Source organism: Bradyrhizobium sp. Pha-3, assembly GCF_042258325.1.
Taxonomy (GTDB): Bacteria; Pseudomonadota; Alphaproteobacteria; order Rhizobiales; family Xanthobacteraceae; genus Bradyrhizobium; species Bradyrhizobium elkanii.
Genome location: NZ_CP170151.1, coordinates 5,917,785 through 5,931,397, shown reverse-complemented (window position 1 = coordinate 5,931,397; position 13,613 = coordinate 5,917,785). Strand labels below are relative to the sequence as shown.

General features: G+C 65.0%; 14 protein-coding genes. 9 read left to right on the top strand and 5 right to left on the bottom strand.

Annotated elements, in window-relative coordinates; all coding sequences use genetic code 11:
* Positions 1-51: 51 nt before the first annotated feature.
* Complete coding sequence (locus ACE10X_RS28205; RefSeq protein WP_035631194.1) at positions 52-690, top strand: NIPSNAP family protein; 639 nt, start codon at positions 52-54, stop codon at positions 688-690.
* A 277-nt stretch (positions 691-967) separates the two neighbouring features.
* Here the strand turns inward: ACE10X_RS28205 and ACE10X_RS28200 are convergent, their stop codons facing one another.
* A complete protein-coding gene (locus tag ACE10X_RS28200) occupies positions 968-2,152 on the bottom strand; it encodes a GNAT family N-acetyltransferase (protein ID WP_375763180.1) in 1,185 nt (394 codons plus the stop codon).
* Positions 2,153-2,359: 207 nt separating this feature from the next.
* Positions 2,360-2,812 (bottom strand): hypothetical protein, encoded by a 453-nt coding sequence (locus tag ACE10X_RS28195; RefSeq protein ID WP_375763179.1) that lies wholly within the window; start codon positions 2,810-2,812, stop codon positions 2,360-2,362.
* Between the two features lie 160 nt (positions 2,813-2,972).
* On the opposite strand from ACE10X_RS28195, the gene ACE10X_RS28190 reads away from it, so the two are divergent.
* The 4 genes from ACE10X_RS28190 to ACE10X_RS28175 all read left to right on the top strand — a co-directional run bounded on the left by ACE10X_RS28190 (position 2,973) and on the right by ACE10X_RS28175 (position 7,964).
* Positions 2,973-3,200 carry a hypothetical protein gene (locus ACE10X_RS28190; protein ID WP_016848541.1) on the top strand — a complete coding sequence of 76 codons (228 nt, stop codon included), beginning with the start codon at positions 2,973-2,975 and terminating at the stop codon, positions 3,198-3,200.
* 125 nt (positions 3,201-3,325) lie between these two features.
* A complete protein-coding gene (locus ACE10X_RS28185) occupies positions 3,326-4,762 on the top strand; it encodes a caspase family protein (protein WP_038386000.1) in 1,437 nt (478 codons plus the stop codon).
* Between the two features lie 72 nt (positions 4,763-4,834).
* Complete coding sequence (locus ACE10X_RS28180; protein WP_375763178.1) at positions 4,835-6,859, top strand: pyrroloquinoline quinone-dependent dehydrogenase; 2,025 nt, start codon at positions 4,835-4,837, stop codon at positions 6,857-6,859.
* Positions 6,860-7,712: 853 nt separating this feature from the next.
* The gene (locus ACE10X_RS28175; protein WP_375763177.1) at positions 7,713-7,964 is read left to right on the top strand and encodes an HdeA/HdeB family chaperone; all 252 of its coding nucleotides are present in this window, start codon (positions 7,713-7,715) and stop codon (positions 7,962-7,964) included.
* A gap of 399 nt (positions 7,965-8,363) precedes the next feature.
* Here ACE10X_RS28175 and ACE10X_RS28170 read toward each other — a convergent pair whose 3' ends face one another.
* Both ACE10X_RS28170 and ACE10X_RS28165 read right to left on the bottom strand, forming a co-directional pair.
* Complete coding sequence (locus ACE10X_RS28170; protein WP_038385977.1) at positions 8,364-8,825, bottom strand: PaaI family thioesterase; 462 nt, start codon at positions 8,823-8,825, stop codon at positions 8,364-8,366.
* Positions 8,826-8,866: 41 nt separating this feature from the next.
* A complete protein-coding gene (locus tag ACE10X_RS28165) occupies positions 8,867-10,342 on the bottom strand; it encodes an amidase (RefSeq protein ID WP_375763176.1) in 1,476 nt (491 codons plus the stop codon).
* Between the two features lie 200 nt (positions 10,343-10,542).
* Between ACE10X_RS28165 and ACE10X_RS28160 the strand changes: the two genes are divergently transcribed.
* The 3 genes from ACE10X_RS28160 to ACE10X_RS28150 all read left to right on the top strand — a co-directional run bounded on the left by ACE10X_RS28160 (position 10,543) and on the right by ACE10X_RS28150 (position 11,378).
* A complete protein-coding gene (locus ACE10X_RS28160; protein ID WP_038385975.1) occupies positions 10,543-10,674 on the top strand; it encodes a hypothetical protein in 132 nt (43 codons plus the stop codon).
* 74 nt (positions 10,675-10,748) lie between these two features.
* Positions 10,749-11,051, top strand: coding sequence for a hypothetical protein (locus ACE10X_RS28155; RefSeq protein ID WP_028339850.1), 303 nt, complete (start codon positions 10,749-10,751; stop codon positions 11,049-11,051).
* Between the two features lie 96 nt (positions 11,052-11,147).
* Entirely contained in the window at positions 11,148-11,378 is a 231-nt protein-coding gene (locus tag ACE10X_RS28150; RefSeq protein ID WP_038385974.1) for a hypothetical protein, read from the top strand.
* Between the two features lie 67 nt (positions 11,379-11,445).
* Here the strand turns inward: ACE10X_RS28150 and ACE10X_RS28145 are convergent, their stop codons facing one another.
* Positions 11,446-11,649 (bottom strand): hypothetical protein, encoded by a 204-nt coding sequence (locus ACE10X_RS28145; RefSeq protein WP_016848526.1) that lies wholly within the window; start codon positions 11,647-11,649, stop codon positions 11,446-11,448.
* 867 nt (positions 11,650-12,516) lie between these two features.
* Here ACE10X_RS28145 and recA point away from each other — a divergent pair.
* Positions 12,517-13,605: a recombinase RecA gene (recA, locus tag ACE10X_RS28140; RefSeq protein ID WP_038385971.1), complete on the top strand. Its 1,089-nt coding sequence runs from the start codon at positions 12,517-12,519 to the stop codon at positions 13,603-13,605.
* Positions 13,606-13,613 lie beyond the last annotated feature (8 nt).

Below are 13,613 nucleotides of genomic sequence, written 5' to 3'. Positions count from 1 at the left end.
GGCTTTTTCGTTTGCCCATATCATCCATCGGAAACAATCAGGGAGACCATCATGATCTATGAGCTGCGCACCTACACGGTACGTCCAGGCGCCGTCGGCGAGATGGTGAAGGCGGCGAGCACGATCTCGCGCGATATCCGCGCCGACAATTTCGGCAAGCTGGAAGGCTACTGGATCACCGAGATCGGTCCGCTCAATCAGGTCATGCATATGTGGAGCTACGCCGATCTCAACGAGCGGACCCGGCTGCGCGCCGAGCTCGCCAAGAATCCGCGCTGGACCGGCGAGTATATTCCGGTGATCCGTCCGCTGCTGGTGCGGCAGGAGGTGCGGCTGCTCAATGCCGTCATCCCGCCGGTGGCGCCGGCGACCAAGGGCAACATCTACGAATTCCGCAACTATCGCGCCAAGCCGGTCGGCGGCGCCAAGCAATGGCTCGATCTGATCACCGGCGTGATGCCGGAGCGCGAGAAATACTCCAAGATCGTCGGTCTCTGGACCACCGAAGCCGGGCAGCCCAACGAGGTCTGCCACATCTGGGCCTATCCCGATCTCAACGCCCGCGCCGCCGCACGCGGCAACGCGATGAAGGATCCGGCCTGGCTGGAATTTTTGAGCAAGGGCACGCAGGTGCTCGAGGAGATGCACTCGACCATCATGCTGCCGGCACCGCACTCGCCGTTGCAGTGAGAGAGGCGATCATTCGCGTCGCGACGAGCCGTGTTGTCCCAAGCGCAAGACATGGAGGCCGCCGGTTGAGGCGGCCTTTTGTTTGGCGTCGGGACGTCGAGAGCGCGGGCAAAAAGCCTCATCCGATGTTTCCATCAGATGAGGCTTTCGAAGCAAGGGCGCGCGCCGTCTGAGAACCAGCGCGCAGCAACGCTAGTCGGGCCAGCTGACACCAACCTGACGGCGGCTGCCCGTTGTTTCCCGATGTGTCTGCATGCCTACGAAAGGGTAAACCGCATTATCCGGGCTTGCCGCGCCGGCTACGGATGAAGCGCACGGCGTCGCGCGCGCCTTCGTAGGCGAATTTGTTCAGGGTCAGCGCGGCGTGAATGGCCGGCACCAGCGGATCGCGGCGCCGCAGCGGCAGCAAGACGTCGCCGATCGCGAAGCGGCCGCGCCAGATCGGGTCGATCATGGGGTGGCCGGGCGCCGCGGTGGAATCGGCCGAGTTGATCGCGGGATCGGCGCAGAGATGGCGCGTCAGCTCGAGCGTCAACTGCGTGCCGGGCGAATGTTTCGAAAAACGCTCGTCGACGCCGATCTTGAAGAAGAAGGCGCGGTCCTGGTGGCGCACCACGATGCCGCCCGCGACCGGCGTGTCGCCCGCATGCAGCGTGATGATCTCGCAGCGGCCGGCTTCGGCCATCGTCGACGTCGCGCGGCGGATGAAGGCCGCATCGCCGGCATGCTGGCTGAGCGCCGTGCCGCGCTGGCCCTTCCAGCCACCGGCTTCGAGGACAAGGAAAGTCTCGAGCGCTGTGGCAACCTCGTGCGGCGTGCGGGCGACATCGAAGCGCACCGCGCCATGGTCGGACAGGCGATGGTGCTGGCGGCGCAGCTCCTTCAGCTTCTTAGGCCCGAGCGCGTCGCGCAACAATTCGTCGGCATCGCGCGTCGCATCCAGCTCGGCGCGCTGATAGGCGCTGAGCATCCGCGGCTGCAACCCGTCTCGCGCCAGCACCGCGCGGATCGCCGCCATGGCCGGCCCCTCGAGCGACATGGTGCGCAGGATCAGTGCATGCGCGCCCGCATTGCGCGCCTGCCGCAGCATCTTGCCCACCGCTTCCTCGGCGGCGTCGCGGTCGAGCAGCGGCGTGCACAGCGTGCCATAAGGTTCGGCGCCGACCAGCGCGGGCAGGGGAATGCGGTAGATCCGCCGCATCGGAACGACCGGCAACAGCCCGATCAATTGCCCGGCATCGCCTGCGGCGCTGAGCAGCGCCGCGCCGGTGCGGCCGCGCGCGGAGGCATCGACCGCCAACTCCCAGTCGGGCTGATAGTAGCCATTGGCCTCGATCGCGCGCGCGGCAAGCGCACGCCATGCATTGAGCGGCGCGGCCGACAGCGGCGGCAACGTGCGATCGTCCGTGGCATCCCTGTGCGATGCACGGTGGATCATTGCCTGGTCAGCAATATCGGCCACGTCCCTGTTTCCCCACTCCGCGAGGCCGATTGGCCTTGCGTTCGTCAGGGCAACGCTAGCGGAAAGAAATGGAAAATGCCGTTGAGGCCATCAGGCAATTTGAGCGGTCGTGTTAACGGGCCGTTCAGCATACCGGTGGGCGGCGGCCCGGCCGGCTCGCCGGCTCAAGCGCCCAAACGCTAAGGCTGGCGCTTCAAGGCTTGGGCTTCAAGGTTTGGGGCTTCGCTGCGCTTCCAGCTGAACGGAGCTCTCGATCGGCTCGTAATTCTGCGTCACGCAATTGTCGTCGGCTTCCACCTGCCGGCGATCGAAGATCGCGCCTTCATTGATGAAGACGCGATAGGTCTGCGTCCCCAGCGGCTTGCCGATCACCGATGTCAGCTCGGCGCGGACGCAGGCCGTCCAGCCGGTGCCGCGCGGGTCGTGCAGCGGGGCGGAGACCCGCACATGGGTCGGCTGTGAACCGGCCGTGAACACCGAATCCAGCTTGCCCGCGACCAGCCGTTTGACGTCCGGAGGCGTCTCGAGCGGCGCCGGCTCTGTAGCCTTGACCTTCAAGGCCTCCGGCCACACCGCGTGGCTGTCCGCCAGCCCGCAGCCACTCAATATGAAGGCGGCGCCGGCCAGCAGCGCCGCCAGATGTACTTGTCCCTGTCCCATTGAGCGAATTTAATGTGCCGCCGCCAAGATTGCGCCCCCCTGGTGGTGCTGAATTCGCATCACGCGGCGGTTTGTCGATCAACAAATGTCGAGCGACAGGTTATCGTTGGGGTAGAGGTATTACCGGATGTTGCTGCGGCGGCGGGGGAGACAGACTGACATGAAACGCTTCACGGTTGCTGCCGTCATTCTGGCGCTGCTCGCGACACCCACGCTGGCCCAGGGCCGGCGAGGGGGCGGTGGGGGCGATACGAAGACGGAGCAGAAGCCCAAGGTCGACGAGAAGGCCTACAAGGCTGCGCTCGATCGGATCCCTGAGCCCAAGGAGAAATACGATCCCTGGGGTGTCACCAAGCCGGCAGCCGATCCGGCCAAGAAGCCGAAATAGCCGGGCTAGGTCTCTGCAGCCATTCGACATCCGAACCGGCGTCGGTCGGCAGCACATTGCCGCACGGCATGAACCTTGGCCTGACGGCCTCCGACCCATCTCCGATGTCATTGTCGGAGGCCGCCATGCTTCGCCGTTCGCTCCTCAGCCTGATCGTTCCGGCAGCGATCCTGCTCGGCGCCGTGCCGGCGGCGGCGGAAAACCGGCTGGCGCTGGTGATCGGGCAGTCGGCCTACAAGTCGGTGCCCGCGCTGCCGAATCCGGCCAACGACGCCAAGGCTGTCTCGCAGATGCTGACCGATGCCGGATTTGCGGTCACGGCCGCATCGGACCTGTCGCAGGACGAGATGCGCGCACGGCTGAGCGATTTCGCCGGCCAGGTGGCGGCAAAGGGCGCCGACACCGTGGCGCTGGTGTTCTATGCCGGGCATGGCCTGCAGATCGACGGCGAGAACTATCTGGTGCCGGTCGATGTCGATCCGAAGCGCGAGGCTGATATCCCGATCCAGGCAGTTCGGCTCAACGACGTCCTGAATACGCTGACCTCGGTGCCGAGCCGGATGCGCATCGTGCTGCTCGATGCCTGCCGCAACAATCCTTTCCCGGAGCTCAGCAAGACCGCGGGGCATGGGCTCGCCATCGTCGATGCCAAGGTCGGCTCGCCCGGCACGTTTGTCTCGTTCTCGACCTCGCCGGGCGCGGAAGCCGAGGACGGCAGCGGCGCCAACAGCCCCTACACGACCGCGTTGCTGGCCTCGGCCAAGGAGCCGGGCATCCCGATTGAGGACACCTTCAAGCGCGTTCGCCTGGCGGTGAACAAGGCAACCGACGGCCGCCAGACGCCGTGGGACTCGTCCTCGCTCACCGACGACTTCCGTTTCATGGCGGGGGCAGCGGCGTCGCCCGCAGCGCCGCCGCCGCCCGCGGCCAAACGCAGCGTCGACGAATGGAAGCGCGAATTGCAGGGCAAGCCGATCGAGGCCGCGAATGAGCTGATGGTGGTCGACGGTACCGACGAATCCTATGAAGCCTTCGCCGCGATCTTCGCCGGTACGCCACGCGGCCTGCAGGCACGCGACTGGCTCGACCGGCATCGCCGCATGGTGGCGTGGAATAGCGCTGTTCTCGCCAACACGGCGGCGGCCTATCGCGGCTTCCTCGCGCAATATCCTGACACCGACCTGACAGCGACCGCGCGCAAGATGATCGAACGGCTGCGCTACCGTCCCGATCCGGCACCCGCCGTCGCGCTCAGCGTACCCGCGACCAACGTCGCGCTGGCGGCGCCGACCTGTCCCTGCAACGCCGCGCCGCCGCAACAGCCGCTGCAGCAGAGGGCCAACGTGCCGGTGAAAAAGCGTGCCGATCCCGATCCGCCGCGGCGCGCGGGCAAGCGCCCGCCGCGCGTCGTCGTCGAGGACGACGTCGTGGTGGTGCGCCGTCCGCCTCCAACCGTGGTCTATGAGCCTGCCGGACCGCCGATCGGAATCGGGATCGGCATCGGTGGCGGCGGTGGTTATCGCGGCAACTACGGCGGCGGCTATCGCCGGGGTGGATACTGACGCGCCGATCGCGTAAAGGCTTTCCCCGCATGAGATGCGGCGCCTGGTGATCGCATCCTGGGGGAGGACGCGATGCGGTCGCTGTTTTGCCTGCTTGCCGCGCTGCTGCTGTGTAGTCAGCCGGCGCGCGCCTGGGAATATTGGGGCGGCGACCGCGGCGGACAGCGCTTCTCGCCGCTGACGCAGATCACATCAGACAATGTCGGCACGCTGGTGCGCGGCTGGGAATTCCGCACCGGCGATCTCGATACCCGCCCGCCCGAGGTGATGAAGCGTACCAAGTTCGAGGTGACACCGCTGTTCGTCGAGGACAGCCTGATCCTCTGCACGCCGTTCAACGAAGTGATCGCGCTCGATCCCGGCACCGGTGCGCAGAAATGGCGTTTCGATCCGAAGATCAGCATGGCGCAGCGGCCCGCCAATCGCTTTGTCTGTCGCGGCGTGGCGCACTGGACGGATGATCGTGCGGCGGAAGGCACGGCCTGCAAGTCACGCATCTTCACCGGCACCAATGACCGGCGCCTGATCGCGCTCGATGCCAGATCCGGCAAGCCCTGCGCCGATTTCGGCAGCGGTGGCGAGATCAAGATCGACGTTGGGATGAAGCTGGAATGGCCGGGCGAGTTTCAGATCACGTCGGCGCCGGTGACGGGACGCGGCGTGGTCGTGGTCGGGTCGGCGATCGGCGACAACCGGCGGGTCGACGCGCCGCTCGGCGCAGTGTGCGCCTTCGATGCGCGGACCGGCCAGCCGCGCTGGAGCTTCGATCCGCTCGTGCACAATGGCGTCGAGGCCGGCCACAGCAATGTCTGGGCGCCGATGTCGGTGGACGAGGAGCGCGGCCTGGTGTTCCTGCCGACGACTTCGCCCAGTCCGGACTTCTGGGGCGGCAAGCGCCCCGGCAACGACGAGCACGCCGATTCCGTCGTTGCGCTGCGGATCGAGACCGGCGAACTCTCATGGGCATTCCAGACCGTGCATCACGACGTCTGGGACTACGACCTGCCGGCGCAGCCAACGCTGGCGCGGATCGACACCGGCGATGGTCAGCGCGACGTCGTGATCCAGCCGACCAAGCAGGGCTTTGTGTTCGTGCTCGATCGCGACACCGGCAAGCCGGTGTGGCCGGTGGAAGAGCGCGCGGTGCCGCAGAACGGAGCCGAGGGCGAGAGGCTGTCGCCGACGCAGCCGTTCCCGACCCATGTGCCGCCGTTGCTGACGCAGCGGATGACAGCCGACGATGTCGCCGGCCTGCTGCCGGGCACCGGGAGCTCGGCCTGCGAGACGCTGCTCGCGCAATCCCGCAATGAGGGCCTTTACACGCCGCCGTCGACGCAAGGCACTGTGATCTATCCGATGACCGGCGGCGGTGTGAACTGGGGCGGCGCGGCGTTCGATCCGGTCAATCAGATCCTCTACGCCAATGTCAGCCATGCGGCGCACATCGTCACACTGATTCCGCGCGACCAGGCCAAGGGCTTCAATCCGCCGCCGGGTCACGAATTCGGCCAGCAGGAAGGGGCGCCGTTCGCGATGTCGCGGGCGCTGGCGAAGTCGGCGGTCGGGTCGCCCTGCAACAAGCCGCCATGGGGCGAGACGGTGGCGGTCGATCTCAAGGCCGGCAAGATCCTCTGGCATGCGTCGGTCGGCACCAGTGAGGATCTCGCGCCGCTCGGCATCGCGCTCAACACCGGCACGCCGCTGGTCAACGGCGTCGCGATCACCGCGGGCGGACTGGTGTTCACCGGCGCGATGGACGCCTATCTGCGCGCGTTCGATGCCAGGTCGGGCAAACAGCTTTGGCTCGGGCGGCTTCCGGTGCCGGGCGTCGCCAATCCGATGACCTACCTCTGGAAGGGCGAGCAGTACGTCGTGATCGGCGCGGGCGGCCATTCCGAGGCCGGCACATCGATCGGCGATAGCGTGGTGGCCTTCCGCCTGCCGCGTCAGGGCGAGGGGGCATCGTTGTGGACTCGCCTGATCGACTGGCCCGGCGGGCGGTTCACCGCCAAGGCTGTGGCCGCCGGACTCGTGCTCGTGGCCCTCATTGCGCTGTTGTGGCGCTGGCCGCACAGCCGTCGCTCGCGATCCGCTTAGGTGCTCCCTGCTGCAGGTGCGCGCCTCCAAAATATCGAAAACAACCCCATGCAAAGTAGCCGGCGGCTGCCGGCGTTCGAAAAGCAACTTGACACGTCGGGCAACTCAGGGGTATTTTTCTAATATTCAGAAATGATGCAGCGCTGCCTCGCTGTGCTAAGGCGCGATGAATTCAGGTTGAATCGACCGGCGACATTCGCCGCGTCTCCCCCGCGATCGGGGAGGGAGCGCAGGTTCTTCGCGGATGCAATTGAATCTGGGGCGTGAACCCACAAATCCGGATATCGATTCCGAGAGGAAATCCGGGCAGGCGGCGCAGAGCGCAGCGATGTCACCTTGCGGACCAGCTTCGCCGCCGGCGTTGGGTACAGTCCGGACGTCTCATCAACGATCCGCGACCGCCGCATTGGACCCGGAGCGGAATTTCAGAAGGCTGATCTTGAATACCAGCTCCCGTAAAAATTATGGGCATGTAGTTCATCGAGCTTTAGGGCATTGGTGGTCAGCTCGATCCGGTTTGATCAGGGGATCGGCGCATGGAAGATCGACAGGTCAGGATCACACGCAGAACAGGCACGAGGATGCGTGCGTTCAAGTCAATCGCAGGTTTGGCTCCGATTGCCGTTTTGTGGCTACTCCTGCTCACCGAGGTATTGTCTGCCATTTTCGCTGAGGAAGTCTTTTACGCCGGACGGTTCACAGCCCTTCACTGGGTTACTTATCGAGAAGAACCTACGCTGTTCGTCGTCGTTTTCGTGACTTCGTTTGCGGGGCTCTGTTTCCTAGGCTGGCTTCTTCTAGGCTTAATTCCGAGGAAGGACTAGGCAACTAGCGAAAAGCGCTATCGCTTCGCTTGCCTTGTCGTCCGGCCAATGCCACCGTCCTCGATCTCTCAACCATGACCTGCAAGCAGTTCGTCGACGGCGGCGACGACACCATCAAGATGGTGCTGATCTGGATGGACGGCTGGTACAAGGGCGATTCCGACGAGGCGATCATCGACACCGAGGTGTTCGTCGAGAACGCCAAGAAGTTCGGCACCTATTGCGGAAAGAATCCGACCATCAGCATCGTCAACGCCGCGGAGGCCGTGCTCGGCAAGTAAATCTTGCTACGCAAGCTATGGCGGGATCGGTCTAGTCGGCTTGCTCAGTGTCATCACCCGCGCATGCGGGTGATCCAGTATTCCAGAGACCGTGGTGATGGAATGAGAGGCCGCGGCGTACTGGATCGCCCGGTCAAGCCGGGCGATGACAGTTGCGTAGGATGGGTAGAGCGAAGAGAAACCCATCATCTCAATGCGCGGCAAGAAGCTCGGCAAGTAAATCTTGCGGCGTGATTGGCCTGAACCCTCATGGTGAGGAGCGCGGAACGCGCGTCTCGAACCATGAGGCCGGGCTGGTGGCCTCGTCCTTCGAGACGCTTGCTGCGCAAGCTCCTCCAGCGACATAGGCGAAGCCTTTGCGCGGGGATGAGGAGATACACCGTCTATGATGCGAGAGGCCTATCCAGGCAGCATCGCGAAGGCGCTCGACACCATCGCCACCGGCTTGTTGTCGGTGGCGGAGGATAGCGTGACGCGGCCGAAGCTCATGGTGCGGCCGAGCCGGACCACGCGGGCGTCGGCCAGCACGTCGGACGCCGTCACCGCGCGCATGAAATGCGTGGTCTGGTCGACCGTCGTCATCGGGCGATAGCCCTTGTTGGCCGCGAGGTTGGCGAGCACCATCGCGGTGTCGGCAAACGCCATCAGCGCCTGGCCGCAGACGATGCCGCCATTGCGGCACAATCGCTCGGAAAACGGCATGCGCAGGATGGCGCCGGGCTGCCAGTCGGCATCGCCGCCGATAGGCGGCGCGATGTCGAACTGCTCGACCGCCAGATTGAGGTCCTGCACCCACGGCGCAAAGACGTCGCCGAGCACGCGTTTCGCGTCGTCGATCCCGAATTCACCGGCCTGCTGCATGACGTTCCGTTTCCTCCGCTGATGGCTTTGCTCTTTATCGCCTAGTTGCGCGTGACGTGCACGGCCGGCGTGTTGCCCGCATTCCACTTGCCGTCGATCGCCCGTTCGATCTGGGCGGCGAGCTGCAGCAACAGCCCGTCACTCGCTTGCTTTCCGATCGCCTGGATGCCGAGCGGCAGGCCGTGCTCGTTGGTCGCGAGCGGCAGCGAGATCGCGGGGATGCCGCAGAGATTGGCGAGCGGCGTGAAGGCGAAGTTGCGCCAGAGATTGCCGAACCAGTCCAGCACCGACGGATTGTCCGAGATGGTGAGATATTCCGTGGTGCCGACCTTCGGCGTCGGCAGCGCCGTGATCGGCGTCAGGATGATGTCCCAGTCCTCGAAGAAGGCGCCGAAGCCGCGCGAGGTGGCGTTGAAGACGGCCTGCATGCGGGCGCGGTCGGCGAAGCTGAAGTCGCGGCCGTGCTCCCAGATGCGGATGTTGATCGGCTCGATCAGCTCCACTGGGGGCCGCTCGAGGCCGCGCGCGGCGAGCATGTTGCCGATCACGACGGCGAAATTGCTGATGTAGCAGGTGGTCTGCGCCGCGAAGGCTTCCCGATAGTCGATCGCCGGCAGTGCGTAATCGACCTGGTGGCCGAGGCCTTCGAGGAAACGGCCGATCCGCGCGAGCTCGGCTGTGATGTGCGGCGTCGCGCGATAGTCCCCCCACGTGTGCGACAGCGCGATTCTGAGCCGGCCGGGATCGCGCGCGATCATCGCGGCATATGGCTCGGGCGAGGTCCAGAACGGCATGAACTCGCCTGGCGCAGGTCCCCGGCAGGCATCGACGAAGCCAGCGGTGTCGCGCACCGTGCGCGACTGGCAGCCCTGGATCGAGACCAGCCCGGTGAGATCGGACAGATGCGGCGCGAGCGAGAACACGCCGCGCGAGACTTTCAAGCCGATATTGCCGTTGACCCCGGCGGGAATCCGGATCGAGCCGCCGCCGTCGGTCGCATGCGCGATCGGCACGGCGCCGGCGGCGACCATCGCCGCGCTGCCAGCCGACGAGCCGCAGGTGGTGTAGCCGGTGTTCCAGGGATTGCGCGTGACATAGACCGCGGGATTCTCCGCCGAGCTGCAGACCCCGAACTCCGGCGTCGTGGTGCGGCCGATCAAATTGAGGCCGGCCTTGCGCATCTTCGCGGTCAGGAAGGTATCCGCCGCGGCGCGATTGCCGCGCATCATCAGCGAGCCCATCTCCTGCAGCCGCCCTTTCAAGGTCGGGCCGAGGTCCTTCATCAGGAAGGGCAGGCCGGCGAACGGGCCGTCGAGGTCGGCGCCGTCGCGCGCCGGGTCGGCGATCACATCGTCGAACAGCTCGACGACGCCGAAGAGCGCGGGATCGACCTTGGCGACGGCGCTGGCTGCCTGCGACGCCAGCTCACGGGGCGTCAGCTCGCCGCTCCGGACACGCCCTGCGAGCGCCGTCCCGTCGTGCTGCGTCCACTCGTCCCAGCTCATCGCCAAAGTCATTTGATCGATTCCTTTTCTGCTTTGTTGCGCAGTGTAATTTGCGCGGCCGCCCGGTCAAACCGACGCGCGAGCGCTGCGTTCCGATGCGCGCTTGCGCTGCGTTCCGATGGGCGCTGCGCTGCGTTGCAAGCGCCGTGCCCGGCTTGAAAATGCCCCAGTTTCGGCGCCCAGTCGCCTCCTCGCGAGTGGTGGGGGCGTACATGTTCCGCAGATTGGTGTTGCTCGGCGGCGTGGTTGCGATCGGGCTTGCGCTCAGCGGTTGCACGCGCTGCGGTCCGGTCTGGGACGACTGGATGCAGTCGCCGAAATCCTGCAAGTCAGACCATCTCTAGGGCCGGGGCAGGCGCGCTTGGCGGCGGCTTTCTTGCGGTGATATACCGGCGACGAAAATGCAAGGAGCGTACTCATGAGAGTTTTGTGCGCAGTCGCGGTTGCGGTGCTGCTGTCGGCGCCGGCCTATGCGCAGATGCCGAACGTCAACCTGATGCCTGAGGTCAAGACCAGGACCCAGGAGGAGAAGGAGCAGGACGCGGTCAGGGACAAGGCCTACAAGGACTCGCTCAGCAAGATTCCCGATGCCAAGGGATCGTCCGACCCCTGGGGCGTCGTGCGCAGCGATCCGCCGAAGGCGGCCGCCCACCCCGCCAAGCCGAAGACCAAGACCGGAAGCTCGGCGCAGCCCGGAAGCGCCGCGCCGCGCAGCCAATAACGCCTGTTCGGGCGACTTCATCCGTCTCCTGCAGACTCGGATTCTCCTGCCGCCGCCCCTATATTGGGGTGTCGTCAGTTGGTCCGGAGTTGCGGCATGGTGTCTCGTCCGCGCGATCTCGCCAGCCGGATGGCCGATCGGCGAAAGCCGGACGACGGCTATCTGCGCGAGACCTTCAGCCTGCCACGCGATCAGGCCCGCGTGAGGGCGCGTGACTTTCTCAAGCGCTACCCGAAGGCGGCTTATATGAGCGCCGTCGAGAGCTGGCGCGAGCTCCCCGGCGGCGACATCGAGTTCACGATGCGGCGGCTGGCAAGCGCGGATTGAAGCGTTTTCGAGCGAAGCGCGAGGGCCAGCCGGTCAGGGCACCGGGGCGTGCACGATAGACCGTGCCTCAGTCCCCATTGCTGCCGCGGGTCCGTTCCCGCTCCAGATTGTTCAGCTCGCGATCGATCCGCAGTTGCACGCGGCGGATCGCCAGAAGATCGAGCTTTGCTTCGGTCTTGCCCGTGAAGACGCGATCGCCGATCTGGAAGCGCCATTTCCAGACGCCGGCCATCAGCTGGGTGACGCTGAACTCGATGCCCCTGTGGATCATCTGTAACGGTTCCGCGAATGAAGGGCGGTCGTCGATATTTAAACCATTAGTTGTAGCAATAGTTGGCACCCGTAAAAGGGTCGTGTGAAAAGCCGCGCCCGTTCGAGCCGTCGTTGTGGATTCCGGAAGGGGATTCGTCCGCCGGCAGCGTCGCCAGGGAACTGTCGCCAGCCGTGTTGCCTGTCCAGCGCCGCGCAATTCGCGTTGGTTGAGCAGGCCAATGTTACGAACACTGGCGGAACCCGAGTCTTCCGAACGCTACGGAGTTTTTCCAGGGCTCAGGAGGGGTACGAAGGTAGTATGCAGATTGTGCCAGCCGTTGTCTGACCGGTCGAGCCTGTCAGGTTAACTCGTTGATTATCAGGGGAACTTCAGGCGCAAGGTGCGTCGTGCGGCCCGGAACTTTGTTCTTGGCCGGAGAACTACGGAATTTTAAACGGCCCCAACAGGGGGCCGCCAACCCGTCCCGGAGGCGGGTTTTCCTCCAGCAGTCGGGGGGCTACCTGTCTGGCTGGGGGCCCCCAAATAAGGGCACTGCCGGGCCGATTGTTCCAGTAAACATTCCGCGAGAACAGATCGCGACCCGCAGGAAGTTATGGGGCCAGAACATCTGAGAGCCTCCTCAGTAGTCCTACCGAGAACATCGGCTAACCCTTGGTTGCGACGGGGTTAAACCCAAACCAGACCACTCTAAAAATCAAAGCAGGCCATTGTGGATGGAAACGGGCCGGCACGTATTTGCCTGAAAGAACATATTGCGAACATAGAACAAACGTGGTACGAGGTTCCTATCAACAACGCATTCCACCCGATCTCGTCGCCCGTTTTTCCCGCTAGCGAATCCCCGCCATAAGGAGCACATCCCAAATGTCCGCTACTGCACTGCGTATCGTCGAAGGATCCTCCATGGACAAGTCCAAGGCCCTCTCAGCCGCGCTCTCCCAGATCGAGCGCCAGTTCGGCAAGGGCTCGGTGATGAAACTCGGCAAGAACGACCGGTCGATGGATGTCGAGACGGTGTCGTCGGGGTCGCTCGGGCTCGATATCGCGCTCGGCGTCGGCGGTCTGCCGAAGGGACGTGTCGTCGAAATCTACGGGCCGGAATCCTCGGGCAAGACCACGCTGGCGCTGCACACCGTGGCGGAAGGCCAGAAGAAGGGCGGCATTTGCGCCTTCATCGACGCTGAACACGCGCTCGACCCGGTCTATGCGCGCAAGCTCGGCGTCAACATCGACGAGCTCTTGATCTCGCAGCCGGACACCGGCGAGCAGGCGCTGGAGATCTGCGACACGCTGGTGCGCTCCGGCGCGGTCGACGTGCTGGTGGTCGATTCGGTTGCGGCGCTGGTGCCGAAGGCCGAGCTCGAGGGCGAGATGGGCGATGCGCTGCCGGGCCTGCAGGCGCGCCTGATGAGCCAGGCGCTGCGCAAGCTCACCGCCTCGATCAACAAGTCCCACACCATGGTGATCTTCATCAACCAGATCCGCATGAAGATCGGCGTGATGTACGGCTCGCCGGAGACCACCACCGGCGGCAACGCGCTGAAGTTCTATGCCTCCGTTCGCCTCGACATCCGCCGCATCGGCGCGATCAAGGAGCGCGACGAGGTGGTCGGCAACACCACCCGCGTCAAGGTGGTGAAGAACAAGCTGGCGCCGCCCTTCAAGCAGGTCGAGTTCGACATCATGTACGGCGAGGGCGTCTCCAAGATGGGCGAGATCCTCGACCTCGGCGTCAAGGCCGGCATCGTCGAGAAGTCGGGCGCCTGGTTCTCCTATGACAGCCAGCGGCTCGGTCAGGGCCGCGAGAATTCCAAGGCATTCCTGAGGTCGAATCCCGACATCACCGCCAAGATCGAAGCCGCGATCCGGCAGAACTCCGGCCTGATCTCCGAGCAGATCCTCGCCGGCACGCCCGAGCGCGACGCCGAAGGCGAGGAGCCGACGGAAGAGTAAGCCTCCAG